Source organism: Pseudomonas sp. Z3-6 (assembly GCF_051131985.1).
GTDB classification, from domain to species: domain Bacteria; phylum Pseudomonadota; class Gammaproteobacteria; order Pseudomonadales; family Pseudomonadaceae; genus Aquipseudomonas; species Aquipseudomonas zanjanensis.
On sequence record NZ_CP071644.1, the window covers coordinates 370,841 to 397,512 of the forward strand.

Genomic DNA, 26,672 nt, shown 5'->3' on the forward strand with positions numbered 1-26,672 from the left:
CGAGCAAGCTTTGCTCCCACACAAGCCTGCTCCCGCACAAGCCTTGCTCCCACAGCCAGCACTTACCTGTGGGAGCAAGGCTTGCCCGCGATGCTTTTTAATTTAGAGGAAGCCACTCAATGCGCGTATGGATCGACGCCGACGCCTGTCCCAAGGCGGCGAAGGAACTGGTGGTCAAGTTCGCCTTGAAGCGCCGGTTCGAGGTGGTGCTGGTGGCTGGCCAACCGCAGATCAAGCCGGCCCTGGCCTGTGTGAAGTTGATCGTGGTGCCCAGCGGCCCTGACGCGGCGGACGATTACCTGGTGGAGCACGCCGTGCCGGGTGAGCTGGTGATCTGCAGCGACGTGCCCTTGGCCGACCGGTTGGTAAAGAGGGGCGTCGCCGCCCTGGATCCGCGGGGCAAGGAGTTCGACGCGCAAAACATGGGCGAGCGCCTGGCGGTGCGCAACCTGTTCACCGATTTGCGTGAGCAGGGGCATATGGGTGGCGGCCCGGCGGCGTACAGCGAGCGGGACAAGCAAGGATTTGCCAATGCGCTGGATCGGATCCTGACTCGGTTGACTCGAGTTTCCTGAGTCTTGCCTCAATTCCCTTGTGGGAGCGGGCTTGCTCGCGAAGGCGTCGGTTCAGTTGGCTCATCGATGACTGACACACCGCATTCGCGAGCAAGCCCGCTCCCACAGGAAGAAGGTTCAGGAGCGGTTGCGGGGTCAGGCGTCGTTCTCGTGCGTCAATTCCAACACCCGGTCCACCAGCTTGTTGATGCCCGAAGCCGCTTCGCTGATGTTCTGCGCCAGCATGTAGGCCGGGGTACTGACCAGTTTGCGCGCGCGGTCCTCGACGATGTCGGTCACCGCGCAGTCTTCGTGGGTACCGCCCATTTTGCTCACGGCCGCCGCCGTGTCCGGGTCGTTGCCGATGGTGCAGGTCACCCCCGGGCCATAGATTTTTGCTGCCAGGGCCGGGGAGATGCAGATCAGCCCCACCGGTTTACCGGCCTCGGCAAAGGCCTCGGTCAAGGCCAGGACTTCTGGCTGGACCGTGCAACCGACGCCTTCGACGGCAAAGTTGGAGAGGTTTTTCGCCGAGCCAAAGCCACCGGGTACGATCAGCGCATCGAAATCGTCGACGTTGGCGTCACGCAAATCCTTCACGTTGCCCCGGGCGATCCGCGCGGACTCCACCAACACGTTGCGGCTCTCGGGCATCTCCTCGCCTGTCAGGTGATTGATCACATGCAACTGGGCAATGTCGGGGGCGAAGCACTGGACCTGCGCCCCGCGCTGATCGAGGCGCAGCAAGGTGATCACGCTTTCGTGGATCTCGGCGCCGTCATACACGCCACAGCCGGAAAGGATCACTGCAATTTTTTTGCTCATGGGCTTTTTCTCCAGATTCATGGCGTTAAATGTCTACTAATTTGTCACTCGTTGCCATAGGGGGATCGGGCAGCTACACCTAACCTGCCGGTTATCTCCCTGCCTCGCCTGCCCGGGTTGCGTCATGAACTTCATCCTGTATGCCGTGCCGTTCTTCTTTGTGCTGATTGCCGTCGAGTTGTTGGCCGATCGCTGGCGGGGCGTGAGCCACTACCGCGTGGCAGACGCGATCAACAGCGTGAGCACCGGCGTGCTGTCGACCACCACCGGCCTGCTGACCAAAGGCGTGGGACTGGTGACCTATGCCTTTGCGTTGAAGCACCTGGCCGTCATCGAGCTCCCTGCCGACCGGGCCTGGACCTGGGTGTTTGCCTTTGTGCTCTACGACTTCTGCTATTACTGGCTGCACCGCATGGGGCATGAGCGCAACATCCTCTGGGCCGCCCATTCGGTGCATCACCAGAGCGAGGACTACAACCTGTCCACCGCGTTGCGCCAGACCAGCACCGGCTTCCTGTTGAGCTGGGTCTTCTACGTCCCGCTCGCCGTATTGGGCGTGCCGTTGGTGGTCTTCGTCAGCGTTGCGGCGTTGAATCTGCTGTACCAGTTCTGGGTCCACACCCAGCACATTCCCAAGCTCGGCTGGCTGGAGTGGTGTTTCGTGACGCCGTCCAATCATCGTGCCCACCATGCACAGAACCCTCTCTACATGGATCGCAACTACGGCGGGGTGTTCATTATTTGGGACCGTCTGTTTGGCACCTTCCAGGAAGAAGACGATAACGAGCCGGTGATTTTTGGCGTGACCACGCCGCTGGCGAGCTGGAATCCGTTGTGGGCCAACCTGCAGTTCTATGCCCAGCTGTGGGCCGATGCGCGGCGAGCGGGGCGCTGGTGGGACAAGCTGCGAATCTGGTTCATGCCCACCGGTTGGCGTCCGGCGGATGTCGCGGCCCGGTACCCGCTGAACAAGCCGGACTTGAGCCAGTTCCGCAAATTCGAAGTGCCGCTGGACCTGCGCCAGCAGTGGTACGCAGGGCTGCAGTTCGGCGTCTACATTGCCTTGGGCAGTTATTTGATGAACCTTGAAGGCAGCCTGCCGGTCGCCGCCCTGGTGCTGGGTTGGGGCGCGGTGGCGTTCGGTCTGTTCGTGTTGGGCGTGGCCCTGGAGAATCGCCCGTGGGCGCTGAAGCTGGAGCTGTTGCGGCTGGCGTCGAACCTGCCGCTGGTATGGCTGGCGCCCTTGGCCGGGTTGTGGCCGGCCAGCGCTGTGATGAGCCATGGGGCCTGGGTCGGGCTGCTCAGCTACAGCCTGCTCAGCGGCATCGGGCTGTACTGCTGCCGCAGCCGGTTTACTCGGTTGGCGTCGTAGGCTCGGCAGACTTGGCTTGTTCGAGTCGCTCGGCTTCGAGGACTTTCTTGGCCAGCCGCGCATTCTTGATGCGCCGGCGCAGCCACAGGACCAGGCCCAGCACCAGCAGCGCGCCGAGCACCCACAGTTCGTATTTCTTGATGCTACCCAGCATGCCTTCCAGCACCGCGCCGAAGTGGTACGCGGCGGCGGCCAGGGCCGTGGCCCAGATTGCCGCGCCGATGCCGTTGAGCAGCAGGTAGCGGCCCGGCGGGTAGCCTGACAGGCCGATGGCCACCGGCATCACCGTGCGCAGGCCGTAGACGAAGCGGAAACTCAGGACCCAGATGTCCGGATGCCGGCGGATGTGCTCCAACGCGCGATCGCCCATCAACTGCCAGCGCGGCTTGCGCGCCAAGAGCTTGCGGCCGTGCTTGCGCCCCAGGAAATACCACAGCTGATCGCCCGCGTAGCTGCCGCAGAACGCCACGACGACCACCAGGTTGATGTCCATGTAGCCACGGAACGCCAGGAAGCCTGCGAGCACGAGGATGGTTTCGCCTTCGAAGAACGTGCCGATAAACAGGGCCAAGTAGCCGAAGTCATGCAGAAATTGTTGGAGCATTGTCTGGGTGCTGGCGAAATGAACGCGCAGCCTAACCCTTCGGGCACATTCAGGAAAGTATCGAAATGTGTCTCGACGTGAACAATTCCTACAGAAGACAATGACTGCGACTACCGGTCGCGCTTTCGCACAACTGTCACGCGTTCGTCATAATGGCCGCTTATAACTGTCACGCTCGCCCGTCTGCGGGCTCAGGAGTCTGCCGTGAGCTTTACCCCCGCCAATCGTCTGTTCCCTGCTACCCGTCTGCGTCGCAACCGCCGTGATGAGTTCTCTCGTCGGCTGGTGCGTGAAAACGTGCTGACCACCGATGACCTGATCCTGCCGGTGTTCGTGCTGGACGGTGAGAACCGTCGCGAAGCGGTGGCGTCGATGCCCGGGGTGGAGCGCCTGACCATCGACCTGCTGCTCGAAGAAGCCGCCCACTGGGTCGAGCTGGGCATTCCGGCGCTGGCCCTGTTCCCGGTTACGCCGCCGGCGCTCAAGTCCCTGGACGCCGCCGAAGCCTGGAACCCGGAGGGCATTGCCCAACGTGCGACCCGTGCCCTGCGTGCGCGTTTCCCGGAACTGGGGGTGATCACCGACGTGGCGCTGGACCCGTTCACCACCCACGGGCAGGACGGTATCCTCGACGAAGAAGGCTATGTGCAGAACGACATTACCGTCGATGCGCTGGTCCGGCAGGCGTTGTCCCATGCCGAGGCCGGTGCCCAGGTGGTAGCGCCGTCGGACATGATGGACGGGCGCATCCAGGCGATCCGCGAAGCCCTCGAGGTCGCCGGTCACGTCAATGTGCGGATCATGGCCTACTCGGCCAAGTACGCCAGCGCCTATTACGGCCCGTTCCGCGATGCGGTCGGCTCGGCGCTGAACCTGGGCAAGGCCAACAAGGCCTCTTATCAGATGGACCCGGCCAACAGTCAGGAAGCCTTGCACGAAGTGGCGGCTGACTTGTCAGAAGGGGCAGACATGGTCATGGTCAAGCCTGGCATGCCCTACCTCGACATTCTTTGCCGGGTCAAAGACGAATTCAAAGTGCCGACCTTTGTTTATCAGGTCAGCGGCGAGTACGCCATGCACATGGCCGCGATCCAGAACGGTTGGTTGGGCGAAGGGGTGATCCTGGAGTCCTTGACCGCTTTCAAACGCGCAGGCGCTGATGGCATCCTGACTTACTTTGCCGTGCGCGCCGCCCAATTGTTACGAGAGCAGAAATAGCCTCCCAGGAACTTGCGATGAATACCGAAGGACTCACAGAAGTTGCCGTAAAAGACGCTCAACCCGTGGTCGAGCCAGTCGCCGAGACACCGCCGGAGCTGGAGCCCGCTCCCCCGGCTGTGGTCGAGCCTGCCCCGGCGCCGGCGATTGCTATTCCGAACCTGGATGACAGCAGCCTGTACATCCATCGCGAGCTGTCGCAACTGCAGTTCAACATCCGCGTGCTGGAGCAGGCGCTGGACGAGTCCTACCCGCTGCTGGAGCGGCTGAAGTTCCTGCTGATCTTTTCCAGCAACCTGGACGAGTTTTTCGAAATTCGTGTGGCCGGCCTGAAGAAGCAGATCACCTTCGCCCGTGAACAGGCCGGCGCCGATGGTCTGCAACCGCACCAGGCCTTGGCGCGCATCAGCGAACTGGTCCACGGTCATGTGGACCGGCAGTACGCGATCCTCAACGACATCCTGTTGCCGGAGCTGGAAAAGCACCAGGTGCGCTTCATCCGCCGGCGCAACTGGAACACCAAGATCAAGACTTGGGTGCGCCGCTATTTCCGCGACGAGATCGCACCGATCATTACGCCGATCGGCCTCGATCCGACGCACCCGTTCCCGCTGCTGGTCAACAAGAGCCTGAACTTCATCGTCGAGCTGGAAGGCATCGACGCCTTCGGTCGCGATTCCGGCCTGGCGATCATCCCGGCGCCGCGCCTGTTGCCGCGCATCATTCGTGTGCCGGAAGACGTCGGCGGCCCCGGGGACAATTATGTGTTCCTGTCGTCGATGATCCACGCCCACGCCGATGACCTGTTCCAGGGCATGAAAGTGAAGGGTTGCTACCAGTTCCGCCTGACCCGTAACGCCGACCTGTCGGTGGACACCGAGGACGTCGAAGACCTGGCCCGTGCCCTGCGCGGCGAGCTGTTCTCCCGTCGCTACGGCGATGCGGTGCGCTTGGAGGTGGCCGACACCTGCCCCAAACACCTGTCCGACTACCTGCTCAAGCAGTTCAACCTGCACGAGACCGAGCTGTACCAGGTCAACGGCCCGGTCAACCTGACCCGACTGTTCAGCATCACCGGCCTGGACAGCCATCCGGAGCTGCAATATTCGCCGTTTACGCCGCAGATCCCGAAATTGCTGCAAAACAGCGAGAACATTTTCAGCGTGATCAGCAAGCAGGACATCCTCCTGTTGCACCCGTTCGAGTCGTTCACGCCGGTGGTCGACCTGCTGCGCCAGGCCGCCAAGGACCCCCACGTCCTGGCGGTGCGCCAGACCCTGTATCGCAGCGGCGCCAACTCGGAAATCGTCGATGCCCTGGTGGACGCCGCGCGAAACGGCAAGGAAGTCACGGCGGTGATCGAATTGCGCGCCCGCTTCGACGAGGAATCCAACCTGCAACTGGCCAGCCGCCTGCAAGCGGCAGGCGCGGTGGTGATCTACGGCGTGGTCGGCTTCAAGACCCACGCCAAGATGATGCTCATCCTGCGCCGTGAAGCCGGTGAGATCGTGCGTTACGCCCACTTGGGCACCGGCAACTACCATGCCGCCAACGCCCGCCTGTACACCGACTACAGCCTGCTGACCTCCGACGATGCCTTGTGCGAGGACGTCGGCAAGCTGTTCAGCCAGTTGATCGGCATGGGCAAGACCCTGCGCATGAAGAAACTGCTGCATGCGCCGTTCACCCTGAAAAAGGGCATGCTCGACATGATCGCCCGGGAGACGCAGTTCGCCCTGGATGGCAAACCGGCCCACATCATTGCCAAGTTCAACTCGCTGACCGATCCGAAGATCATCCGGGCGTTGTACAAGGCCAGCCAGTCGGGCGTGCGCATCGACCTCGTGGTGCGGGGCATGTGCTGCCTGCGGCCGGGCATTCCGGGGGTGTCCCACAACATCCACGTGCGCTCGATCATCGGGCGGTTCCTGGAGCACACGCGGGTGTTCTACTTCCTCAACGGCGGTGAGGAGCAGATGTTCCTGTCCAGCGCCGACTGGATGGAGCGCAACCTCGACAAGCGGGTCGAGACCTGCTTCCCGGTGGAAGGCAAGAAGCTGATCCTGCGGGTCAAGAAGGAGTTGGAAAGCTACCTGACCGACAACACCCACAGCTGGAGCCTGCAGTCGGATGGCCGTTACATCCGCAACACGCCGACCGGCAACCAGAACCCGCGCAGCGCCCAGGCGACCTTGTTGGAGCGTTTGAGCAGCCCGGTGTTGGCGGTTCGTTAAAAGCTCGAAGGTTGGGTGGCAGGCTTAGCTTTTGTGGCGAGGGAGCTTGCTCCCGCTGGGCCGGTCCGACGCTTCGGGCGCAGCAGCCCCAACTCTTGGGAGGGCTTCGCCCTCCAGCGGGAGCAAGCTCCCTCGCCACAATGGATTGCAGTTGGGCCACTAGGGACTCCAGCAAGCAATCAGTGGATGTTCAACACAATCCCGACCCGCGTCAGCCATTCCGCTTCCTGGGCGAAGTCGGCCTGGGTCAGTTGGTTCTCTTCCAGCCAGCCGTCGGGAAACATCACGTCCAACTGATCGCCGTCGGCATGCAGGGCCACTTGCGGCATTTCCTGGGTGCCACGGATGTGGTGGAACAGGATCGCAAAACGCAGCAGCACGCACAGGCGAATCAGCTTGATGCCGTCGTCGCCGAACTCGGCGAATTTATCCTTGGGAATGTTGCGCCGATGGCCGCGTACCAATAGCGCGAGCATCTGCTGGTCTTCCCGGGAGAAACCCGCCAGGTCGGAGTGCTCGATCAGGTAGGCGCCGTGCTTGTGGTAGTGATAGTGGGCGATGTCCAGGCCCACTTCATGGACCTTGGCGGCCCAGCCCAGCAACTCACGCCAGACCCCGTCGTTAAGGTCCCAATCGTCGGCGACCTGGTCGAAGGCATGTAGCGCCTTGCGCTCGACCCGTACGGCTTGTTCCAGGTCGACGTGATAACGCTCCATGAGCGAGCCCAGGGTGCGTTCACGCACGTCTTCGTGATGATGCCGTCCCAGCAGGTCGTAAAGCACGCCTTCGCGCAGGGCGCCCTCGCAGTGGTCCATGCGTTGCAATTCGAGGGCGTCGAAAATCGCTTCGAGGATCGCCAGGCCCGCCGGGAAAATCGCCCGACGGTCGGGCTTGATGCCTTCGAAATCGATCTTGTCCGCCTCACCGAGCTTGAACACCCTGCGCTTGAGCCAGGCCAGGCCCTCGGCGTTGACTTCGCCAGTGCCGTGGCCACCCGCCTTGAGCGCCAGGCCGATGGCCCGGATGGTCCCCGAGGAGCCGATGGCTTCGTCCCAGGTCAGGCGATGCAGGGCGTGTTCGATGCTCATGATTTCCAGGCGCGCCGCCGTATAGGCCTGGGCATAGCGGGCCGGGGTGATCTTGCCGTCGCGGAAATAACGCTGGGTGTAGCTGACGCAGCCCATCTGCAGGCTTTCGCGCAGCAGCGGCTCGAAGCGCTGGCCGATGATGAACTCGGTACTGCCCCCACCGATGTCCGCCACCAGGCGCTTGCCCGGGGTGTCGGCCAAAGTATGGGAAACGCCCAGGTAGATCAGGCGGGCTTCTTCACGGCCGGAGATGACTTCCACCGGATGGCCGAGGATGGCTTCGGCGCGGCGGATGAACTCGCCCCGGTTGCGTGCCTCGCGCAGGGCGTTGGTGCCGACGATCCGCACCGCGCCCAGGGGCATGCCGTTGATCAGTTGGGCGAACCGCTTGAGGCAATCGAGCCCGCGCTGGATGGATTCTTCGCTCAGTTGGCGTTCTTCATCGATGCCGGCGGCCAGTTGGACCTTCTCGCCGAGCCGCTCAAGAATGCGAATTTCCCCGTTCTGGGCCTTGGCGACGACCATGTGGAAGCTGTTGGAGCCCAGGTCGATGGCGGCGATCAGGGACAGATTCTTGGCTTGGGATGGCGGCATGGTCAAAAAGTCTCGGTCGATAACCTTGCCATCCTGCCACGATCGACCGCTTACGCCAACGCACCTGAAGCAAACCCTTGAGCCAGAGCCATTCGCAGGATGCTTCTGTGGCAGTAAAGATCAGGCAGGCTCGACCGTGCCGATGAAGTTAGCCAGTTCGGCCGTCTGCGGATTGGCGAACAACACCTTGGGATCGCCCACCTCATGCACCTTGCCCTGGTGCATGAACACCAGTTTGTCGCCGACTTCCCGGGCGAAGCGCATTTCATGGGTGACCATGATCAGCGTCATGCCTTCCTTGGCCAGTTGTCGCACCACGCTGAGCACTTCGTTGACCAGCTCCGGGTCCAGGGCCGAGGTGATTTCGTCGCACAGCAGCACTTTCGGCGACATCGCCAGGGCGCGGGCAATCGCCACCCGTTGCTGTTGGCCGCCGGACAAGCGGTCGGGGAAGGCATCGAATTTCTCGCCCAGCCCGACCCTTTCCAGCATCTGCCGCGCCAGCTCGGCCGCCTTGGCCTTGGGCACTTTTTGCACAACCTGCGGCGCGAGCATGACGTTCTCACCGACCGTCAGGTGCGGAAACAGGTTGAACTGCTGGAACACCATCCCGACTTTCTGCCGCAGGCTGCGCAGGTCGGCGCGGGCCGCATCGAGGTATTCGCCGTCGACTTCGATCACGCCATCGTTGATCGACTCCAGGCCATTGAGGGTGCGCAGCAAGGTGGATTTGCCCGAGCCGCTGCGGCCGATGATCGCCACCACCTGGCCTTCCTCGACACTCAGGTCGATGCCTTTGAGCACGTGATGATCGCCGTAGTATTTATGCAGGGCGGTAATTCTAAGCAGAGGCATGCAGTCTCCTTTCCAGGTAGCGCGCACTGAGGGACAAGGGGTAGCAGAGCAGGAAGTAACCGAGGGCGACCAGGCCATAGACCATGAACGGCTCGAACGTGGCGTTGGCGAGCATGCCGCCGGTCTTGGTCAGTTCGGTAAAGCCGATGATCGACGTGACAGCCGTACCTTTGACCACCTGCACGGAAAAGCCCACGGTCGGCGCCACGGCGATGCGCAGGGCCTGGGGCAGGATCACGTAGCGCAACTGTTCGAGCGGGTTGAGGGCCAGGCTTGCGGAGGCTTCCCACTGGCCATCGGAAATCGAGTCGACACAACCGCGCCAGATCTCCGCCAGGTAGGCGCTGGTAAACAGCGTCAGGGCAATCGCCGCCGCCATCCACGGTGAAATCTCGACGCCGGCCAAGGCCACGCCAAAGAACACCAGGAACAACTGCATCAACAGTGGCGTGCCTTGGAACAGCTCGATGTAGGTGCGGGCGATGTTGCGGGGCAGGGCGCGTTTGGAGATGCGCAGGACCATCACCAACAAACCGATCACGCCGCCGCCGATAAACGCCACCAACGACAGCGCCAAGGTCCATTGCAGCCCGGTGAGCAGGTTGCGCACCACGTCCCAGAAAGTGAAATCGCTCATTGGCTGCTCCTGGCAATGTAGCGACGCCCGACCCAATTGAGGAACTGGCGGATCAACAGCGCCATGCACAAATAGATCAGCGTGGTCAGCGCGTACGTTTCGAACGCGCGGAAGTTGCGCGACTGGATGAAGTTGGCGGCAAAGCTCAATTCTTCGGTGGCGATCTGCGAACAGACCGCCGAGCCGAGCATCACGATGATGATCTGGCTGCTCAGGGCCGGCCAGACCTTGCCCAGCGCTGGCAGCAGCACCACGTGGCGGAAGGCCTCGAAGCGGCTCATCGCCAGGGCCGCGGCGGCTTCCAGTTGCCCCCGTGGGATCGCCTGGATGCCGGCACGGATGATCTCGGTGGAGTAGGCGCCAAGGTTGATCACCATCGCCAATACCGCGGCCTGCCATTCGGAAATCTGCAGGCCCAGGGACGGCAAGCCGAAGAAGATGAAAAACAGCTGCACAAGGAACGGCGTGTTGCGGATCAACTCCACGTACACGCCGAAGATCGCCGCGAACGGGCGAATGTTCCACGCCCGCACCACGGCCCCGACGATGCCCAGGCTGACCCCGAGCAACGTGCCGATGGCCGTCAGTTCCAGGGTGAACAACGCACCGCGCAACAGCAGCTCGGTGTTTTGCACCACCGGTAGAAAATCGAACTGATAAGCCATGCTCAGCCTCTCAAGCGACGGTCAGAGATCGGCCGGCAGCGGCTGCTTGAGCCAGGTCTGGGAGTTTTTCTCCAGGCTGCCATCGGTCTTGGCGGTGGCCAGGATCTGGTTGACCTTGTCCAACAGCGCCGGCTCGTTCTTGTTCACGCCCACGTAAACCGGTGAGTCCTTGAGTTTTACCTTCAGCGCCGGAACACGCTTGGGGTTGCGTTCGCTGATGGCGACCATCACCACGTTGCCGCTGGCGATCAGGTCCACCTGGCCGGCCAGGTAGGCGGCGATGGTCGAGTTGTTGTCTTCGAAGCGCTTGATGGTGGCGCCTTCGGGGGCGACTTTGGTCAGCTCGATGTCTTCGATGGCGCCACGGGTGACGCTGATGGTCTTGCCCTTGAGGTCGTCCAGGGTGTTGATGGCGGCATCAGGCGGGCCGAACACGGCCAGGTAGAACGGCGCATAGGCGCTGGAAAAGTCGATGACCTTTTCCCGCTCCGGGTTCTTGCCCAGGCTGGAAATCACCAGGTCGACCTTGCCGGTGGTCAGGAACGGGATGCGGTTGGTGCTGTTGACGGGGGTCAGTTCAAGCTTGACCTTGAGCTGGTCGGCCAGCAGCTTCGCGGTGTCGATGTCCAGGCCGCGGGGTTTCATGTCCGGGCCGACCGAACCGAAGGGCGGGAAATCCTGGGGCACGGCGACCTTGAGGGTGCCACGCTTGACCACGTCTTCCAGGCCGTCGGCGTGGGCAGGCAGCTGACAAAGCATCAGGCTGGCGAACAGGGCTGTGAGCAGGGCGCTGCAACGCTGAATCATGGCGAATCTCCGCAATCGGTGATGTGATTTCTGCGTTCGGACAGAGCACAGGCCATGCCAAGCCGGCTCTTCATCGGTCAAAGCCACGGTTTTGCTGGTGGGAGGCGGTCTTACTGGTCTGAACAGTTGCGCCGCGTTTCGCACCTTTATCGGGCGTCGGCATTTGCCGCCGAACCCTGCTGGGGCACGACTTGCCGGGCGCGGCGAATAGCTTTACAACTAGCCGCTCACTGGCCCGGTTCGTCTGAAAAATCATGAATTCCATCGCTCGTGCCGTTCCTGAAGTGGCGCTGCAAGCCATCCGCAAACTGATCGTCGATGAAGGCTTCGGCCCCGGCGATGCGCTGCCGTCGCAACGGGACCTGGCGCTGCAACTGGGGGTGAGCCGGGCGTCGTTGCGCGAAGCGCTGTCGTCCCTGAGTGCCTTGGGCATGATCAGCGTGCAGCCGGGCAAGGGCGTGTTCGTGCAGGCACCGGTAGAGGCTCCACGCAGCGAGTCCGCGCCGGGGTGGCCGTTCGCGGCCCAGGCTTCGCCGGTGGACATCTTCCAGTTGCGCTACGCCCTGGAAGGTTTCGCGGCGGGGTTGGCGGCGGTGACGCTCAGCGCCGATGAGCTCGACCGGTTGCAAGACAATGTCGAAGCCATGCGCCGGGAATTGAAGGTCGGGGATTTCGACGCCGCCGCGCGGCTGGATTTCGAATTCCATCGGCGAATCCTGCTGGCCAGCGGCAACCAGGCGATGCTGAGCATCCTCACCGCCAGCGCCGACATCTTCCTGGAGAGCCAGAAACTACCGTTCATCCGGGCGGAGCGGGCGATGGAAACCTGGCAGGAGCATCGCAAGATCCTGCGCGCCCTGGCCCGTCGGGCGTCAGGCGCCGCGCAAAAAGCCATGCAGGAACATGTACGTAACGCTGCGCTGCGTACCGGCATTTCCTTTGTCGCTCCCGTAGCTTCTTGAACCGGGCCATACTCAAATACATCGTGCGCCATAGCGAGACTCAATCAACTGCGGCTTCCTGAACCCTGGAAGGGCCGCTATGATGGGCCACGTTTTTTTGCTGATGACCCCGGAGATTTCCATGAGCAGCGATCTGATCAAACACGTTAGCGACGCTAGCTTCGAAGCTGACGTTCTCAAGGCCGAAGGCGCGGTACTGGTCGACTATTGGGCTGAGTGGTGCGGTCCTTGCAAAATGATCGCTCCGGTCCTGGACGAGATTGCCGAGACCTACAAGGGCAAACTGACCGTTGCCAAGCTGAACATCGACGAAAACCAGGAGACGCCGGCCAAGCACGGCGTGCGTGGTATCCCGACCCTGATGCTGTTCAAGAACGGCAACGTCGAAGCCACCAAGGTCGGTGCCCTGTCGAAGTCGCAACTGGCTGCTTTCCTCGACGCCAACATCTAAGCGCCGAATGCCACTGGAAAAGCCCCGCAAATCGCGGGGCTTTTTCGTTATTCGGGGCTAGACGCTTGCAAACCCAGGTGGTACATTCGGCCCCGCACTGGTTTCTCCATTGCCCCCTGCAAGCCGTCGCCGACGCTCTCCTTTCGAATAAGTACGCGATCCTGTCGCCTTCTCCGCGGCGCGGCCTCATTAAGCCAAAAGCTTAATTTCCCCCCTCCATAAATGATTACGTCATTCCTATATGAATCTGACTGAACTCAAGCAAAAGCCGATTACCGAACTGCTCGAATTGGCCGAACAGATGGGCATAGAAAATATGGCCCGTTCGCGCAAGCAGGACGTGATTTTCTCCCTGCTCAAGAAGCACGCGAAAAGCGGCGAGGAAATCTCCGGTGATGGCGTGCTGGAGATTCTCCAGGACGGCTTCGGCTTCCTTCGCTCCGCAGACGCTTCCTATCTCGCCGGCCCAGACGATATCTACGTCTCGCCGAGCCAGATCCGTCGCTTCAACTTGCGCACCGGTGACACCATCGTTGGCAAGATCCGCCCTCCGAAGGAAGGCGAGCGTTATTTCGCCCTGCTCAAGGTCGACACGATCAACTTCGATCGTCCGGAAAACGCGAAGAACAAGATTCTCTTCGAGAACCTGACCCCGCTGTTCCCGACCGTGCGCATGAAGATGGAAGCCGGCAACGGTTCCACCGAAGACCTCACCGGTCGTGTCATCGACCTGTGCGCACCCATCGGCAAAGGCCAGCGTGGCCTGATCGTGGCGCCGCCGAAAGCGGGCAAGACGATCATGCTGCAGAACATCGCGGCCAACATCGCCCGTAACAACCCTGAAGTTCACCTGATCGTGTTGCTGATCGACGAACGTCCGGAAGAAGTGACCGAGATGCAGCGCACCGTGCGCGGCGAAGTGGTCGCCTCGACGTTCGACGAGCCGCCAACCCGTCACGTGCAGGTTGCCGAAATGGTGATCGAGAAGGCCAAGCGCCTGGTCGAGCACAAGAAGGACGTGGTGATCCTGCTGGACTCCATCACCCGTCTGGCCCGCGCCTACAACACCGTGATCCCGAGCTCCGGCAAGGTGCTGACCGGTGGTGTCGATGCCCACGCGCTGGAAAAACCGAAGCGTTTCTTCGGCGCCGCGCGGAACATCGAGGAAGGCGGTTCGCTGACCATCATCGCCACCGCACTGGTTGAAACCGGTTCGAAGATGGACGAAGTGATCTACGAGGAATTCAAGGGCACCGGCAACATGGAGCTGCCCCTGGACCGTCGTATCGCCGAGAAGCGTGTGTTCCCGGCCATCAACATCAACCGTTCCGGTACCCGTCGCGAAGAATTGCTGACCGCCGATGACGAGTTGCAGCGCATGTGGATCCTGCGCAAGCTGCTGCATCCGATGGATGAAGTCGCTGCCATCGAGTTCCTGGTCGACAAGCTGAAGACGACCAAGACCAACGATGAGTTCTTCCTGTCGATGAAACGCAAGTAAATCGTCAGGACAGGCCAGCAAGAGCCGGGGAAACCCGGCTTTTTGCTATCTGTGCATTCACTATTCTGGACGGGCGGCGTTAAACTCGGGCCCCCGAACGCCACGGCGACCATGAGGCTTTTGCATGCAGTATCGCGACTTGCGCGACTTTATCAGTGGGCTGGAACAGCGCGGCGAACTCAAGCGCATCCAGGTACCGGTGTCCCCCGTCCTGGAAATGACCGAGGTCTGCGACCGCACCCTGCGCGCAAAAGGCCCGGCGCTGTTGTTCGAAAACCCGACGGGTTATGACATCCCGGTGCTGGGCAACCTGTTCGGCACACCGGAGCGCGTGGCCCTGGGCATGGGTGCCGAAGCGGTCAGCGAACTGCGCGAGATCGGCAAGCTGCTGGCGTTCCTCAAGGAGCCCGAGCCGCCCAAAGGCCTGAAGGACGCCTGGTCGAAGCTGCCGATTTTCCGCAAGATCATTTCCATGGCGCCGAAAGTCGTCAAGGACGCGATCTGCCAGGAAGTGGTGATCGAGGGTGACGATGTCGATTTGGCTATGCTGCCGGTACAGACCTGCTGGCCGGGCGACGTCGGCCCGCTGATCACCTGGGGCCTTACCGTTACCAAAGGCCCGAACAAGGACCGCCAGAACCTGGGCATCTACCGTCAGCAGGTGATCGGCCGCAACAAGGTCATCATGCGCTGGCTGAGCCATCGGGGTGGTGCGCTGGATTACCGCGAGTGGTGTGAAAAACACCCCGGCCAGCCCTTCCCGGTGTCGGTGGCCCTGGGCGCGGACCCGGCGACTATCCTCGGCGCTGTCACGCCCGTGCCCGACAGCCTTTCCGAATATGCCTTCGCCGGCCTGCTGCGGGGCAACCGTACCGAACTGGTGAAATGCCGCGGCAACGACCTGCAAGTGCCGGCCACCGCCGAGATCATCCTTGAGGGGGTGATCCATCCTGGCGAAATGGCCGACGAAGGACCGTACGGCGACCACACCGGTTACTACAACGAAGTCGACAGTTTCCCTGTGTTTACCGTCGAGCGCATCACCCATCGGATCAAGCCGATCTACCACAGCACCTACACCGGTCGTCCGCCTGACGAACCGGCGATTCTCGGCGTGGCGCTGAACGAAGTGTTCGTGCCTATCCTGCAAAAGCAGTTTCCGGAAATCACCGATTTCTATTTGCCGCCGGAAGGCTGTTCGTATCGCATGGCCGTGGTGACCATGAAGAAGTCGTATCCGGGGCACGCCAAGCGGGTGATGCTCGGGGTCTGGTCGTTTTTGCGACAGTTCATGTACACCAAGTTCGTTATCGTCACCGACGACGATATCAATGCACGGGACTGGAACGACGTGATCTGGGCCATCACCACGCGCATGGACCCCAAGCGCGACACGGTGATGATCGAGAATACGCCGATCGACTACCTCGACTTCGCCTCGCCGGTGTCAGGCCTGGGGTCGAAGATGGGGCTCGATGCCACGCATAAATGGCCCGGTGAAACCACCCGTGAGTGGGGCCGGGTTATCGTCAAGGATGAAGCCGTTACCCAACGGATCGATGCCATCTGGAATCAGTTAGGAATAGATTGATGCGTGTGACCTTGCAGCCTTCCGGCGCGGTGCTGGAGATACAGCCGGCGGAGCGGATTCTCGATGGCGCGCGGCGCCTGGGCTATGAATGCCCGCAAAGCTGCCGCAACGGCAACTGCCACGTCTGTGGCGCGTTGCTGGTGGAAGGCCGTGTGCAACAGGCGGGCGAGGTGCGCGATCACGGTGAGATCTTCACCTGTATCGCCGAGCCGCTGGAGGACTGCGTGGTGCTGTGGGACGGCGTGCTGTCGCCGGGTGAGTTGCCGGTACGCAACCTGGCGTGCCAGGTCATCGAGTGCGCCGACGTAGGCGGTGATGTCTGGCGAGTGCGCCTGCGTGCGCCGGCGGGCAAGCCGCCGCGCTATCACGCCGGGCAGTACCTGATGATCGAGCGGGAAAACGGCGAGAAATCGGCTTTTTCCCTGGCCTCGGCGCCGCATTCCGGGCGCGAGCTGCAATTGCACGTATTGGTGCGCGAAAGCAGTGCACAGGCGCTGCTGGAGCAACTGCGACGCAACCCCAGCGTGCGCGTCGAAATGCCGTTTGGCGACACGCATTTGTCCGAGCTACCGCAAGGCCCATTGGTGCTGATCGCCGCTGGAACCGGCATGGCGCAGATGCACAGCTTGATCGAGCACTGCCGCGCGGCGGGCTTCAAGCACCCGGTGCACCTGTATTGGGGCGTGCGGCGGCCGGACGATTTCTATGAAATCGAGCATTGGGACGAATGGAAAAAACTGCCGAACCTGTTCCTGCATAAAGTTGTCAGCGACTTGTGTGGCTGGGAAGGGCGCTGCGGGATGCTCCATGAAGCGGTGTGCGAGGACATCAGCGATCTTTCCGGCGTGCATGTCTACGCCAGCGGCTCGCCGGCCATGATCTACGCCACGCTCGATGCCCTGGTGGAAGCCGGCATGGATGCTCATCAGATGCGTGCGGATGTGTTTGCGTATGCGCCGCGCGCCTGAGCCGCATTCATCCTCCCAGGCTTAGGTCTGCTTTTTGTGGCGAGGGAGCTTGCTCCCGCTCGGTTGCGCAGCGACCGCCTCTTTTGGGACTGCTTCGCAGTCCAGCGGGAGCAAGCTCCCTCGCCACAACAGCAGATGTCCATCCATCGATATAACATCATATATTTCGTTTCGATATTTAGCCTTGAGGCTAGATACCGATAACGTATATAGGGTACGCAATGGCATTTAACTTGCCTGAATTCCCCTGACCGTCAACACCATGACGGCACCCTGACTACCTTCCGCCCCCGCGAGGAGCCAACCGCTAACGGCCATGACCGCTATCGAATCCGCCATTACCTGTGCCTTGTACCCGCCACGACTCGAACTGGGGCCGCAGCTGACCCGTGAACAATTGCTCGCCTCGATGCAATTGACCATGAGTCTCCACCAGGGCGGTCCGGTCTGGTTGTTCGCGTACGGTTCATTGATCTGGCGGCCGGAATGCACGGCGGTGGAGCGGGTGCGCGGCCGGGTCCATGGTTACCATCGCGGTTTATACCTGTGGTCCCATGAACACCGCGGCACCCCGGAATTGCCAGGATTGGTGTTCGGATTGGATCGCGGCGGTTCATGCAGCGGTTTCGCCTACAGGTTGCCGGAGGAAAATCTCGAGGACTCGCTGTTTGCCCTGTGGCAGCGCGAGATGCCGGTGCCGTCCTATCGCCCGCACTGGCTCAGTTGCCGTCTCGAGGATGGCAGCCGGGTGCAAGCCTTGGGTTTTGTGTTGGAGCGACACCTGCCCAGCTATGCCGGCAACTTGCCGGACCATGTGCTGAGCCAGGTGTTCGAAAGCGCCTGTGGGCGTTACGGCACCACTCGCGATTACGTCGAGCAGACCGTACACGCCCTGCGCAGCCACGCCATGCCAGACCGGAACCTGGAGGCGCGGCTCAGGCGCTGCCAATCAGCGCTGGATCAGGCGACCGCTTCGCGGCTCTGACTGGCGATTTGCTTGTGCCATAGGGTTGGCGCGAGGAATGCCATCGCCAGCAGGCAGGCACCGACCAACAGCACAAAACCGCCATCCCAGCCAAAGTGGTCCACGGTGTAGCCCATGGCGGCGCTGGCCGCGACCGATCCACCCAGGTAACCAAACAGACCCGTGAAGCCCGCGGCGGTACCGGCGGCTTTCTTCGGCGCCAGCTCCAATGCCTGCAAACCGATCAGCATCACCGGGCCGTAGATCAGGAATCCGATGGAAACCAGGGCGATCATGTCGACGGTCGGGTTGCCGGCCGGGTTCAGCCAGTACACCAGCGTTGCCACGGTCACCAGGGCCATGAACACCATGCCAGTCAGGCCACGGTTGCCACGGAAGATCTTGTCGGACATCCAGCCACACAGCAGCGTGCCGGGAATGCCCGCCCACTCGTAGAAGAAATAGGCCCAGGAGCTCTTGTCCACCGTGAAGCCCTTGGCTTCCTTGAGGTAGGTCGGCGCCCAGTCCAGCACGCCGTAGCGCAGCAGGTAGACGAAGACGTTGGCCATGGCGATGTACCAGAGCATCTTGTTGCGCAGCACGTACTTGACGAAGATTTCCTTGGCGCTGAATTCGTTCTCGTGGCTGGCGTCGTAGCCTTCCGGGTAGTCGTTCTTGTATTTCTCGATCGGGGGCAGGCCCACCGATTGCGGGGTGTCGCGCATGGTCGCGAAGGCAAACACCGCAACGACGAGCGCCACGGTAGCGGGCACGTAGAATGCCGCGTGCCAATCATTGAACCAGGCCATGCCCAGCAGGAACAGCGGGCCGATCAGGCCGCCACCGACGTTGTGCGCCACGTTCCACACCGACACCACGCCGCCACGTTCCTTCTGCGACCACCAGTGCACCATGGTCCGTCCGCTTGGCGGCCAGCCCATGCCTTGGGCCCAGCCGTTGATGAACAGGAGGATGAACATGATGGTCACGCTGGACGTTGCCCAGGGCGCGAAACCGAACACGAACATCACCCCCGCCGAGACCAGCAAGCCGAAGGGCAGGAAGTAACGCGGGTTGGAACGGTCGGACACCAGGCCCATCAGGAACTTCGACAGCCCATAAGCGATGGCGATGGCCGACATGGCCAGGCCCAGCTGGCCACGGGTATAACCCTCGTCGATCAGGTACGGCATGGCCAGGGAGAAGTTCTTGCGCAGCAGGTAATACCCGGCGTAGCCAATGAAGATCCCTGCGAAGATCTGCCAGCGAAGGCGTCGGTAAGTGCTGTCTATTTTTTCTTCAGGCAGGACTGCCTGGTGTGCTGCAGGTCGAAAGAAAGCAAACATTCAAGTGCTCCAGGTTCTTGTTATGGCGGCGGATGCGAATGTTACAGTTTCGTTACCGAAAATAGCATCGCTCGTTGTCGCATAAAAAGCAGAAATTTCGATTGATCATGTTCTTAAGTGAACATGTCGTTCAGACGTAAGCGAAGGGCGTCGTAGGAAATGCCTTCGCGACGCCCTTTCATGCGCCGCATCGGTGAATACGGGGCAAAGCAGTGGGAAACATCCTTCGCCCAAATGGGAAGTCTCGCTATAGGGTCCATGAGCCATGGCCTTTACCCTTTACGTTTCTGCCAGGTCTGGCATTTCAACTGAGGGGTAGGGGCAATGAGGTGGTCCGTGGTGATGCTGTTGCTGTGCTTGGCCGGTACGAGCGGGGCAGCGGAAATGTTGTTGGTGCCCGAGCACAATCCCAGGCCGGATTACCCGACGGCCCTGGTCCGCAAGGGCATCATGGGTATGGCCCGGGTCGGCTTCATGGTGCATGCCGATGGTCGTGTCGATGAGGTCACGATCTTGCACAGCGATCATCCGGATTTCGCCGAAGCGGCACGGGAGGCCGTGAGCCAATGGCGCTTCAAGCCTTGGCCGGTGGATCTTGAACACCCGGCGAAGACGCATGTCGTAGCGCCCTTCGAGTTCCGCCTGGATGACTTGCCACTGGACGCCAATAAATGGATCAAGACGTGGAAATGCTCGGACATCAACGCCCACGCCAACGGCCAGCTATGGGTGCAGGACTTGCTCCCGTTCCATTACACACGCCTTTACTTATCCAATGTGTTTTTCGTCAAACAGCTACCGGAAGCTGAGCGCCTGGCGTTGATCGCTCGGTTCAACAGGCTCTTGCCCTCGATCGTGCAGCGTTGCGGGAGTTTTCCAGCGGCGCGGTATGTGCGGATGCTGCCGAAGGAGGTTCGTGAGTTGCTTTAGCCTCGTTTTTAGGGCATCGCCGTTGGCGATGCCCCTACTTGTTATTCTGGCTTGAAACCGGGTTTTCCGTTTTGTTCTCGCCAGATTTTAATTTCATTCAGGATTCCTTCCGGACTGTCTTCTCGACCTTGTTTAGGGTAGAAAATAAGTGCGGATTTTTCTGGGTGCTCAGTAACCTTCTCAAAATGCTTTGCAAGTTTACTGGTGTATTCACCCAGCTCATCTCCAGTAAGTTCGTTATTGTCTTCGAAAAATTCCTTAAGAAAGGATAGAAACTCTGCTTCGGTATAGTCCTCGATTTTTTCTTTGAAGATCATGGCTTTGTTCCTTTTTTGTGAAGCTCAATATGTTCTTTAGGTGTCATGATGCTCAGGTTGTCTAAATCGTAAACTGCACCGCCCTTGGAAATCCATTGTATATGATGAATTTCAAATTTGTTCCTTTCACCTACGTGGTCGTCTGGAGTTGTGAACGGGGCAGCGCCGTTACGCATCAGTTTCAGGTTGGATCTACTGAACTGTGCTGATAATTTTTCATCATTGGCTACCCTCTCCCAAAATTTTTCTCGGAAGGCATCAAAGTCTCTGAAGTCCTGACCTCGAAGTAGATTTGCTATCTCGCGAGGAATGGGGGCACCAACGCCGTGCTCGCTACTTCCTAGCCAGTGTTCCCCAACCTCCTGACCTGCTCCAGTCACCGTCCCCGGCTCATATCGCGGCCCGGTACGACTCGCCATGACATAGACTGGCTGGATTCCCGATTCCATTGGGAATACCAGCACATAATCGTCAATGTCAGCGTCATCGCACGTTGGATGCTCGTCTATTCTCCCCTCTATCTGGGTAATCCTGGCCCCGGGAAGGATCCTGATTTCCGGCTGCGTCACAGGCAATTCGGTCGATCCAAGGAGACTATCCCCTGGAGGGCTGTTCGGCGTCCAAGTCAGTGTCCTTGGAAGAATCCCCTCGGTCGTGAAAGTGTAGAGATTGGTGTGTGGATCCAGTGTTACGTATCTGATCCGAACCTCGTTGGATAAACTTCCACCGGTCGGTGAGAGATAAAACTGAGTATGCTCCCCGCGAACAGATGACACGACGCGAAGCGGTAGGTGGTCTGTTTCAGCATTTGGAGTTAGTTTGAAACCCTCGTCCAATTGGGACAGTGGAATGCTAACCACCACTGGATTACGCTGAAGTTCGCTATTGCCGATTGTCGGAGAATATGACACCGCCACGCCAAATACCGTCAATGGACCACCGGCCAGGGTGGCACTCGCTTTCTTCAGTAGGTCGATGGCGCCTTGCAACGAAACGGGCGAACCCTCATACCCAGCGATCAAGCCGTCGGGAGTCGTCATGAGTGGCCGCGCGGAGGCCATCGCGCCGCTGGCGGTGGACAGTTGTATATTTTCGATGTGATGCTTCAACCGAAAGGTCGCATCGATATCGGCTTGTGCTTTACGCAGCGACGTCTTTCGTGAATCACTCGTCAATACATTGCCTACTGCATGCTCTGCTTTGGTTGCGTCCTGGTGCGCGACAGACAATTCCCGGTGTTTTTGCTGCATCCAAGGCAGTTTTTGATTGATGTCTTCAGGCTGGGCTTGGTTGAACTGATGAAGTAGCGCGTTAAAACGGACTGCCAATGCCGCCGCGATTTTCTGTTTTCGTTCTTGTTCGGCTCGTTGCGCCTCAGCTCGGGCTTGGGCTTGCTTTAGAGCTTGTGCTTTTTTCTCGGCAGCAACACGTAGCTGTTCTTGTAAGCGTTCGGCTGCTAAGGCCCGGTCGATGAGTCCAGCAAAGGCGTTAGTTGTTTTCGTTAAATGTCGAACGGATTCGGAATGAAGAAGGGATACATGGTAGTCCTGCCATCGCTTTCCTAGGTTTGTTTTTGCCTGTAGCGCCACAAGATTGCTGAGGGCTTCGAGCTCAGGTTTACTCAAGGGAGGCTTGATGTTCGGATTGGCTTTCGCAAAAGCAGCGATAGCTGCACGCTCAGTTGCAATCATCTTGGCTAAGGCTGCTTTGTAGTTCCTAAGCGACTGGGAGGCGGTTAGCCCGCCTGTTGCACCCAGCGTTGATGAGACTTTTTTTAGTAAAAATCCTGGTAGAAGCCGGAGGTGAATATTTTTTTCTTGATTGATAATCCTAAGTTTTTCATTTGCTGCTGATGCGGAATCACTTTGTCCGGATTTGACAGCAGCCAGCTCGACTTTTTTTGATGCGTGTTCCAGTTGCCCAGCAAGGATGTCGTTTTGCAATGAAAGCCGTTTCAGCTCCAACGCTGATCGGTACGCGTTGTCGATCGCTGAGTAAGCGACGGCGATATTGGGTGGGGAGGTCTGCAGGCTTTCCATTACTCTTTTGAAGGACAGTTCCTTCATTAGGAAGAATGGATTATGACCATATAGCGAGTAAGCGCTTTTGGTGCGTGCTTGATATTTGGATTCTTTGGATTGAATAGCCTTAAGCGTTGCATCCTGTTCTGTCTTCGCTTTTTCCAATGGCGAAAGTGGGCGAGCGCCTATAGCTGATCTTTTTGCTTGTTCGAGTTCTTTGATGGTTGTCTCGGTAAGTTTTATAAAAGTATTACGATACTCGGCGTCGATGACTTCGCTATTTGCTATACGCTCCTTCATCATGTCATCCCACGCGTGGGGAATAGACGCGTTGTGTCTTTTTGAACTTCTAGTGACTCCTCTAGGAGGCCCCTCGTACAAACCCCAAGCCCCTTGGAAATATCCGCCAGTGAAATTTTCACCTCTGATCGATAAAGGGCCTATTTCGTATGAGCCGGGTCCCAGTTGCTTATGAGGTCCTAAATAGGTGTTCGCATCGCACATATGACTTATCCATGTCGGTTCGTCCGTGACTGAATGGCTCCCCGCTGCTGCGGGGGGCTTTGTGTGTGAGGAAGGTTTGCGCATTTCTTTGGCGAGGATGCGGTATATATCTATCGCCAAATCAAATTTTATTTATGGCTGCCAAGAATTCCGACATGGGTCAAATGGAATAAAAAAAGGCCAGGGCCACCCTCATCGGTGGCCCTGGCCTTTTTGTCTGATGCGGTTTCAACGCACCTGCACAACCACCTTCCCCACCGCCTTGCGCTGCCCCAGGTCATTGATCGCCTGGGCGGCGTTGCTCAGCGGATACACCTGGGACACCAGCGGCTTGAGCTTGCCCTCGGCGAACCAGCCGAACAATTGCTGGAAATTGGCGGCATTGTCCTTCGGTTGGCGCTGGGCGAAAGAGCCCCAGAATACGCCCACTACGGCGGCGCCCTTGAGCAAGGCCAGGTTCACGGGGAGTTCCGGGATGCGTCCGCTGGCAAAACCCACCACCAGCAACCGGCCGTTCCAGGCGATGGCGCGGATGGCCTGGTCGAACAGGTCGCCGCCCACCGGGTCGTAGATCACGTCGGCGCCCTGGCCGTCGGTGAGGCGCTTGATTTCATCCTTCAGGCTGGTTTCGCTGTAGTTGATCAAATCGTCGGCACCGGCCGCCTTGGCCACTGCGAGTTTCTCCGCGCTGCTGGCGGCGGCGATCACCCGGGCGCCCATGGCCTTGCCGATTTCCACGGCCGCCAGGCCAACGCCACCGGAGGCGCCGAGCACCAGCAGGGTTTCGCCGGGTTGCAGGTTGGCCCGTTGCCTGAGGGCGTGCATCGAGGTGCCATAGGTCATGCTGAAAGCCGCGGCGGTGTTGAAGTCCATGGACGCGGGAATCGGCAACACGTTGTAGCCGGGGACCGCCACCTGTTCGGCAAAGCTGCCCCAGCCGGTCAGCGCCATCACCCGGTCGCCGACTTTCAAGTGGCTGACGTTCTCACCCACCTGGCTGACCACGCCCGCCGCTTCGCCGCCGGGGGAAAACGGGAAGGGTGGCTTGAATTGGTATTTGCCCTCGATGATCAGCGTGTCAGGGAAATTCACCCCGGCGGCGTGCACGTCCAACAGCACTTCGTTCTTCTTGGCGACGGGGCTGGCGACGTCTTCCAGCACCAGCGATTCGGCGGGGCCGAATTCTTTGCACAGCACGGCTTTCATCAGGGCTATTCCTTTGGGAGTGATGGCCGATAAGTGTAGGTGTGAGAGATAACGGGTCAACGAGCATGCCCCGCCCTGATAGCCGGCCATAAGCTTGTGCTTGAACGGCGGGTCGGTATGCTGGGCCGCAAACCGGATGAGGAATCGATTGTGAAAGCGTGGATCATGTTGATGCTGGCCCTGTCGCTGCCTGTGGCGGCGATGGCCGAAGAGGCCAAGGAAGCGAAAGAGGGCGAGGCACCGAAAGTCAGTTATATCACCCTCAGCCCGCCGTTCGTGGGCAACTATGGCTTGGACGGCACGGCGAAGCTGAAGGTCTACAAGGCCGACGTGGCCCTGCGCGTGACCGGTGATGCCGCCGCGGCGGCGGTCAAGGCCAACGAGCCACTGATTCGTAACCAGTTGGTGGCGTTGTTTGCCCAGCAGACCACCGAGGGGATGAACAACCTCGAAGCCAAGGAAAAACTGCGTCAGGAAGCGTTGAAGCAGACCCAGCAGGTGATGAACGACGAGACTGGCAAGCCGATGGTGGATGATTTGTTGTTCAACAACCTGATCATTCAATAGGTTTTGTGGTGGCTGGGCGGGCCCTATCGCGAGCAAGCTCGCTCCCACAGTGGATCTCCAGTGGTCCTATTTTGTGAACAACCGAGACCCCTGTGGGAGCGAGCTTGCTCGCGATAGCGGCCTACCGGACAGCGAATCACTCAAGGCTTCAGCGCAACCACCGCCGCCCACTGCTCCGCCGTCACCGGCATCACTGACAGCCGCGAGCCTTTCTGCACCAGCGGCATTTCCGCCAGGGCGGTCTGTTGCTTGAGGCAGTCGAGCTTCAGGACGTGGCGGAACGTCTCGACATGGGCCACGTCGATCGCGGTCCAGGGGTTTTTGTCCGGGCTGGCCTTGGCGTCGAAATAATGGCTGTCCGGGTCCAAGGCGGTCGGGTCGGGGTAGGCCGCCTGGATGATTTTGCCGATCCCGGCGATACCGGGCTCGGGGCAGCTGGAATGGTAGAAAAAGAATGTATCGCCCACCGCCATGGCCCGCAGGAAATTGCGTGCCTGGTAGTTGCGAACCCCGTCCCAACGGGCCTGGCCAAGCTTTTCCAAGCCCTGGATGGACAATTCGTCAGGCTCGGATTTCATCAGCCAATAGGCCATGATTGCTACTCCTTGGCGGTGTGGAAAAAATAGTTCAGCGATTTTATGACAAACCGACAGTCGGTTGACGCCAGAGTTTGCGTGTAGGGGCCGGTTGCCGCAAAATGCCGGCCTTCCAAGCTTGACGCTGCTGCACGGCCAATAAGAAAACCGCTGCTGTCATCGTGTGTGATATGCCTTGAGGGGGGCAATCGATGAAACGCAAACCGGATTTGTTGTGGATCTTGGTCATTCTGTTCGGTCTGGGTGTCGTGACCACGGGTTACGCCCAAAGCCTGTGGGCCAACAAGACCGAGGCGCCGGTGGATATCACCCAACCCGCGCCATCGCTCAAACGCTGAACCCGCTTTCCAGGCGCCGCGGATGACCGTGGCGTCTATCCCGCGATATACCACCGCCTGTCGCTGACCGTTCCCTGTAGCGGTACGTCCCAGCTTGCCTGCGCCAATCGTTCGACCTTCTGGCATTCATGGGCCAGCCCCAATAGCGTTGGCTTGCGCCACTGCTTGCGTCGCGCCAGGTACGCCAGGCTGCGGTCGTAAAAACCGCCGCCCATGCCCAATCGACCTCCCGCATCGTCAAACCCCACCAGTGGCAACAACACCAGGTCCAGCGTCCAGACCTTGCGTTGCCGGGCGACGTTCTTGCGTGGTTCAGGGATACGAAACCGATTGGGCTGCATCTGTTCGCCGGGGTGGATGCGTTGGAATACCATCTTGGTCTGCGGCCACGGGCTGAGTACCGGCAGGTAAGTGGCCTTGCCCCGGCGCTGGGCCGCGCGCAGTAGCAGGCGCGGGTCGATTTCGCCATCGTTGGGCAGGTACAGGGCGATGTGCTTTGCACGGCGAAACAGCGGGTGCTGGGCCAGTTGTTTGTACAGCCCGCGGGCGGCTTGCCGTTGCTGGGCGGGCGTCAGAGCGCGACGGGCCTGGCGCAGCAGGCGTCGAAGTTGCGGGCGGGGCAGCAGCGCGGGTTCGGTCATATCAAGGCTTCACGCAGTGGCGATGTCACAGCGTAACCGCAAAACAGGGTGCCCAGAAATGCCTGCGCCAGAAACGACAATGCCAGTTCATATGAACTGGCATTGTCTGGAGTCAGGCTCCCCGGATGAACCGCTGTCGGCTTAGCCCTTGAACCCGAAAGTTCAAGGTGGAAGTTGCAGGAGGCGTTAAGGCTTTCCGTCAAGCGGACATGCACACCGGCCCCAACGTGCAACCCCCGTGGTTGTGCGTATCGGCTCAGGGACATCACCAACTGGCAAGCACCCCAGGGAGTGACGCGAGTATACCCCAGGCAGC

Annotated in this window: 26 protein-coding genes and 1 other RNA gene; 13 read left to right on the forward strand and 14 right to left on the reverse strand. The window is 60.2% G+C overall.

The genetic code is table 11. The features are described 5' to 3' along the window. The first annotated feature begins 119 nt into the window (after window positions 1-119). Window positions 120-575 carry a YaiI/YqxD family protein gene (locus J3P88_RS01615; RefSeq protein WP_186706838.1) on the forward strand — a complete coding sequence of 152 codons (456 nt, stop codon included), beginning with the start codon at window positions 120-122 and terminating at the stop codon, window positions 573-575. 135 nt (window positions 576-710) lie between these two features. Here J3P88_RS01615 and elbB read toward each other — a convergent pair whose 3' ends face one another. Beyond that, the gene (gene elbB, locus J3P88_RS01620; protein WP_434573642.1) at window positions 711-1,379 is read right to left on the reverse strand and encodes an isoprenoid biosynthesis glyoxalase ElbB; all 669 of its coding nucleotides are present in this window, start codon (window positions 1,377-1,379) and stop codon (window positions 711-713) included. Between the two features lie 124 nt (window positions 1,380-1,503). Here elbB and J3P88_RS01625 point away from each other — a divergent pair, with 124 nt between their 5' ends. Next, complete coding sequence (locus tag J3P88_RS01625; RefSeq protein ID WP_434573644.1) at window positions 1,504-2,751, forward strand: sterol desaturase family protein; 1,248 nt, start codon at window positions 1,504-1,506, stop codon at window positions 2,749-2,751. On the opposite strand, the gene J3P88_RS01630 is transcribed toward J3P88_RS01625, so the two are convergent. Continuing rightward, window positions 2,732-3,355, reverse strand: coding sequence for a DedA family protein (locus tag J3P88_RS01630; protein ID WP_186706835.1), 624 nt, complete (start codon window positions 3,353-3,355; stop codon window positions 2,732-2,734). The two genes, J3P88_RS01625 and J3P88_RS01630, sit on opposite strands and share 20 nt — an antisense overlap. A gap of 204 nt (window positions 3,356-3,559) precedes the next feature. Here J3P88_RS01630 and hemB point away from each other — a divergent pair, with 204 nt between their 5' ends. Both hemB and ppk1 read left to right on the forward strand, forming a co-directional pair. Next, entirely contained in the window at window positions 3,560-4,573 is a 1,014-nt protein-coding gene (gene hemB / locus J3P88_RS01635) for a porphobilinogen synthase (RefSeq protein ID WP_072405986.1), read from the forward strand. Window positions 4,574-4,590: 17 nt separating this feature from the next. Then, window positions 4,591-6,807, forward strand: coding sequence for a polyphosphate kinase 1 (gene ppk1 / locus J3P88_RS01640; RefSeq protein WP_434573646.1), 2,217 nt, complete (start codon window positions 4,591-4,593; stop codon window positions 6,805-6,807). Between the two features lie 179 nt (window positions 6,808-6,986). Here ppk1 and ppx read toward each other — a convergent pair whose 3' ends face one another. The 5 genes from ppx to J3P88_RS01665 form a co-directional block, all read right to left on the reverse strand. After that, window positions 6,987-8,489, reverse strand: a complete 1,503-nt coding sequence (ppx, locus tag J3P88_RS01645) for an exopolyphosphatase (RefSeq protein ID WP_434573648.1) — start codon at window positions 8,487-8,489, stop codon at window positions 6,987-6,989. A gap of 120 nt (window positions 8,490-8,609) precedes the next feature. Next, entirely contained in the window at window positions 8,610-9,344 is a 735-nt protein-coding gene (locus J3P88_RS01650) for an amino acid ABC transporter ATP-binding protein (RefSeq protein ID WP_431080720.1), read from the reverse strand. After that, the gene (locus J3P88_RS01655; RefSeq protein ID WP_434573651.1) at window positions 9,331-9,981 is read right to left on the reverse strand and encodes an amino acid ABC transporter permease; all 651 of its coding nucleotides are present in this window, start codon (window positions 9,979-9,981) and stop codon (window positions 9,331-9,333) included. The genes J3P88_RS01650 and J3P88_RS01655 overlap by 14 nt, the downstream gene beginning before the upstream one ends. After that, a complete protein-coding gene (locus tag J3P88_RS01660; RefSeq protein WP_053126440.1) occupies window positions 9,978-10,646 on the reverse strand; it encodes an amino acid ABC transporter permease in 669 nt (222 codons plus the stop codon). The genes J3P88_RS01655 and J3P88_RS01660 overlap by 4 nt, the downstream gene beginning before the upstream one ends. 21 nt (window positions 10,647-10,667) lie before the next feature. After that, the gene (locus J3P88_RS01665; protein ID WP_413793149.1) at window positions 10,668-11,453 is read right to left on the reverse strand and encodes a transporter substrate-binding domain-containing protein; all 786 of its coding nucleotides are present in this window, start codon (window positions 11,451-11,453) and stop codon (window positions 10,668-10,670) included. 254 nt (window positions 11,454-11,707) lie between these two features. Here J3P88_RS01665 and J3P88_RS01670 point away from each other — a divergent pair, with 254 nt between their 5' ends. From J3P88_RS01670 to J3P88_RS01695, 6 genes are all read left to right on the forward strand, one after another. Further along, window positions 11,708-12,415, forward strand: coding sequence for a FadR/GntR family transcriptional regulator (locus tag J3P88_RS01670; protein WP_186730165.1), 708 nt, complete (start codon window positions 11,708-11,710; stop codon window positions 12,413-12,415). A gap of 121 nt (window positions 12,416-12,536) precedes the next feature. Beyond that, window positions 12,537-12,866, forward strand: coding sequence for a thioredoxin TrxA (trxA, locus tag J3P88_RS01675; RefSeq protein ID WP_003206727.1), 330 nt, complete (start codon window positions 12,537-12,539; stop codon window positions 12,864-12,866). Between the two features lie 241 nt (window positions 12,867-13,107). Next, a complete protein-coding gene (gene rho, locus J3P88_RS01680; protein ID WP_003206716.1) occupies window positions 13,108-14,367 on the forward strand; it encodes a transcription termination factor Rho in 1,260 nt (419 codons plus the stop codon). Window positions 14,368-14,491: 124 nt separating this feature from the next. Further along, entirely contained in the window at window positions 14,492-15,958 is a 1,467-nt protein-coding gene (gene ubiD, locus J3P88_RS01685; protein WP_039590257.1) for a 4-hydroxy-3-polyprenylbenzoate decarboxylase, read from the forward strand. After that, a complete protein-coding gene (locus tag J3P88_RS01690; protein WP_434573654.1) occupies window positions 15,958-16,926 on the forward strand; it encodes a CDP-6-deoxy-delta-3,4-glucoseen reductase in 969 nt (322 codons plus the stop codon). The genes ubiD and J3P88_RS01690 overlap by 1 nt, the downstream gene beginning before the upstream one ends. Window positions 16,927-17,242: 316 nt before the next feature. Continuing rightward, entirely contained in the window at window positions 17,243-17,911 is a 669-nt protein-coding gene (locus J3P88_RS01695; RefSeq protein WP_434573656.1) for a gamma-glutamylcyclotransferase, read from the forward strand. On the opposite strand, the gene glpT is transcribed toward J3P88_RS01695, so the two are convergent. Further along, window positions 17,887-19,236, reverse strand: coding sequence for a glycerol-3-phosphate transporter (glpT, locus tag J3P88_RS01700; RefSeq protein ID WP_434573658.1), 1,350 nt, complete (start codon window positions 19,234-19,236; stop codon window positions 17,887-17,889). The two genes, J3P88_RS01695 and glpT, sit on opposite strands and share 25 nt — an antisense overlap. 324 nt (window positions 19,237-19,560) lie before the next feature. Between glpT and J3P88_RS01705 the strand changes: the two genes are divergently transcribed. Further along, window positions 19,561-20,166 (forward strand): energy transducer TonB, encoded by a 606-nt coding sequence (locus J3P88_RS01705; protein ID WP_434573660.1) that lies wholly within the window; start codon window positions 19,561-19,563, stop codon window positions 20,164-20,166. Between the two features lie 41 nt (window positions 20,167-20,207). On the opposite strand, the gene J3P88_RS01710 is transcribed toward J3P88_RS01705, so the two are convergent. The 3 genes from J3P88_RS01710 to J3P88_RS01720 form a co-directional block, all read right to left on the reverse strand. Next, on the reverse strand, window positions 20,208-20,483 hold the full coding sequence (locus J3P88_RS01710) for a bacteriocin immunity protein (protein ID WP_434573662.1): 276 nt from the start codon (window positions 20,481-20,483) through the stop codon (window positions 20,208-20,210). Next, window positions 20,480-22,807: an S-type pyocin domain-containing protein gene (locus tag J3P88_RS01715; RefSeq protein ID WP_434573664.1), complete on the reverse strand. Its 2,328-nt coding sequence runs from the start codon at window positions 22,805-22,807 to the stop codon at window positions 20,480-20,482. The genes J3P88_RS01710 and J3P88_RS01715 overlap by 4 nt, the downstream gene beginning before the upstream one ends. Before the next feature lie 429 nt (window positions 22,808-23,236). Beyond that, a complete protein-coding gene (locus tag J3P88_RS01720; RefSeq protein WP_434573666.1) occupies window positions 23,237-24,214 on the reverse strand; it encodes an NADPH:quinone oxidoreductase family protein in 978 nt (325 codons plus the stop codon). Between the two features lie 150 nt (window positions 24,215-24,364). Here J3P88_RS01720 and J3P88_RS01725 point away from each other — a divergent pair, with 150 nt between their 5' ends. Next, window positions 24,365-24,781 carry a flagellar basal body-associated FliL family protein gene (locus J3P88_RS01725; RefSeq protein ID WP_186707593.1) on the forward strand — a complete coding sequence of 139 codons (417 nt, stop codon included), beginning with the start codon at window positions 24,365-24,367 and terminating at the stop codon, window positions 24,779-24,781. 140 nt (window positions 24,782-24,921) lie between these two features. On the opposite strand, the gene J3P88_RS01730 is transcribed toward J3P88_RS01725, so the two are convergent. Next, complete coding sequence (locus J3P88_RS01730; protein ID WP_434573668.1) at window positions 24,922-25,374, reverse strand: EVE domain-containing protein; 453 nt, start codon at window positions 25,372-25,374, stop codon at window positions 24,922-24,924. 194 nt (window positions 25,375-25,568) lie between these two features. Between J3P88_RS01730 and J3P88_RS01735 the strand changes: the two genes are divergently transcribed. After that, window positions 25,569-25,715 carry a hypothetical protein gene (locus J3P88_RS01735; protein WP_162893876.1) on the forward strand — a complete coding sequence of 49 codons (147 nt, stop codon included), beginning with the start codon at window positions 25,569-25,571 and terminating at the stop codon, window positions 25,713-25,715. Between the two features lie 35 nt (window positions 25,716-25,750). Here J3P88_RS01735 and J3P88_RS01740 read toward each other — a convergent pair whose 3' ends face one another. Both J3P88_RS01740 and ssrS read right to left on the reverse strand, forming a co-directional pair. Then, window positions 25,751-26,356, reverse strand: coding sequence for a 5-formyltetrahydrofolate cyclo-ligase (locus J3P88_RS01740; protein WP_186707591.1), 606 nt, complete (start codon window positions 26,354-26,356; stop codon window positions 25,751-25,753). A 114-nt stretch (window positions 26,357-26,470) separates the two neighbouring features. After that, window positions 26,471-26,650: non-coding RNA, 6S RNA (ssrS, locus tag J3P88_RS01745), on the reverse strand. Window positions 26,651-26,672: the final 22 nt, after the last annotated feature.

Excerpts from the sequence above, each read along its gene's own strand:
- J3P88_RS01615 (WP_186706838.1), top strand. The coding sequence starts at position 120 with ATGCGCGTATGGATCGACGCCGACGCCTGTCCCAAGGCGGCGAAGGAA.
- elbB (WP_434573642.1), bottom strand. The coding sequence starts at position 1,379 with ATGAGCAAAAAAATTGCAGTGATCCTTTCCGGCTGTGGCGTGTATGAC.
- J3P88_RS01625 (WP_434573644.1), top strand. The coding sequence starts at position 1,504 with ATGAACTTCATCCTGTATGCCGTGCCGTTCTTCTTTGTGCTGATTGCC.
- J3P88_RS01630 (WP_186706835.1), bottom strand. The coding sequence starts at position 3,355 with ATGCTCCAACAATTTCTGCATGACTTCGGCTACTTGGCCCTGTTTATC.
- ppk1 (WP_434573646.1), top strand. The coding sequence starts at position 4,591 with ATGAATACCGAAGGACTCACAGAAGTTGCCGTAAAAGACGCTCAACCC.
- ppx (WP_434573648.1), bottom strand. The coding sequence starts at position 8,489 with ATGCCGCCATCCCAAGCCAAGAATCTGTCCCTGATCGCCGCCATCGAC.
- J3P88_RS01650 (WP_431080720.1), bottom strand. The coding sequence starts at position 9,344 with ATGCCTCTGCTTAGAATTACCGCCCTGCATAAATACTACGGCGATCAT.
- J3P88_RS01655 (WP_434573651.1), bottom strand. The coding sequence starts at position 9,981 with ATGAGCGATTTCACTTTCTGGGACGTGGTGCGCAACCTGCTCACCGGG.
- J3P88_RS01660 (WP_053126440.1), bottom strand. The coding sequence starts at position 10,646 with ATGGCTTATCAGTTCGATTTTCTACCGGTGGTGCAAAACACCGAGCTG.
- J3P88_RS01665 (WP_413793149.1), bottom strand. The coding sequence starts at position 11,453 with ATGATTCAGCGTTGCAGCGCCCTGCTCACAGCCCTGTTCGCCAGCCTG.
- J3P88_RS01670 (WP_186730165.1), top strand. The coding sequence starts at position 11,708 with ATGAATTCCATCGCTCGTGCCGTTCCTGAAGTGGCGCTGCAAGCCATC.
- trxA (WP_003206727.1), top strand. The coding sequence starts at position 12,537 with ATGAGCAGCGATCTGATCAAACACGTTAGCGACGCTAGCTTCGAAGCT.
- rho (WP_003206716.1), top strand. The coding sequence starts at position 13,108 with ATGAATCTGACTGAACTCAAGCAAAAGCCGATTACCGAACTGCTCGAA.
- ubiD (WP_039590257.1), top strand. The coding sequence starts at position 14,492 with ATGCAGTATCGCGACTTGCGCGACTTTATCAGTGGGCTGGAACAGCGC.
- J3P88_RS01690 (WP_434573654.1), top strand. The coding sequence starts at position 15,958 with ATGCGTGTGACCTTGCAGCCTTCCGGCGCGGTGCTGGAGATACAGCCG.
- J3P88_RS01695 (WP_434573656.1), top strand. The coding sequence starts at position 17,243 with ATGACCGCTATCGAATCCGCCATTACCTGTGCCTTGTACCCGCCACGA.
- glpT (WP_434573658.1), bottom strand. The coding sequence starts at position 19,236 with ATGTTTGCTTTCTTTCGACCTGCAGCACACCAGGCAGTCCTGCCTGAA.
- J3P88_RS01705 (WP_434573660.1), top strand. The coding sequence starts at position 19,561 with ATGAGGTGGTCCGTGGTGATGCTGTTGCTGTGCTTGGCCGGTACGAGC.
- J3P88_RS01710 (WP_434573662.1), bottom strand. The coding sequence starts at position 20,483 with ATGATCTTCAAAGAAAAAATCGAGGACTATACCGAAGCAGAGTTTCTA.
- J3P88_RS01715 (WP_434573664.1), bottom strand. The coding sequence starts at position 22,807 with ATGATGAAGGAGCGTATAGCAAATAGCGAAGTCATCGACGCCGAGTAT.
- J3P88_RS01720 (WP_434573666.1), bottom strand. The coding sequence starts at position 24,214 with ATGAAAGCCGTGCTGTGCAAAGAATTCGGCCCCGCCGAATCGCTGGTG.
- J3P88_RS01730 (WP_434573668.1), bottom strand. The coding sequence starts at position 25,374 with ATGGCCTATTGGCTGATGAAATCCGAGCCTGACGAATTGTCCATCCAG.
- J3P88_RS01735 (WP_162893876.1), top strand. The coding sequence starts at position 25,569 with ATGAAACGCAAACCGGATTTGTTGTGGATCTTGGTCATTCTGTTCGGT.
- J3P88_RS01740 (WP_186707591.1), bottom strand. The coding sequence starts at position 26,356 with ATGACCGAACCCGCGCTGCTGCCCCGCCCGCAACTTCGACGCCTGCTG.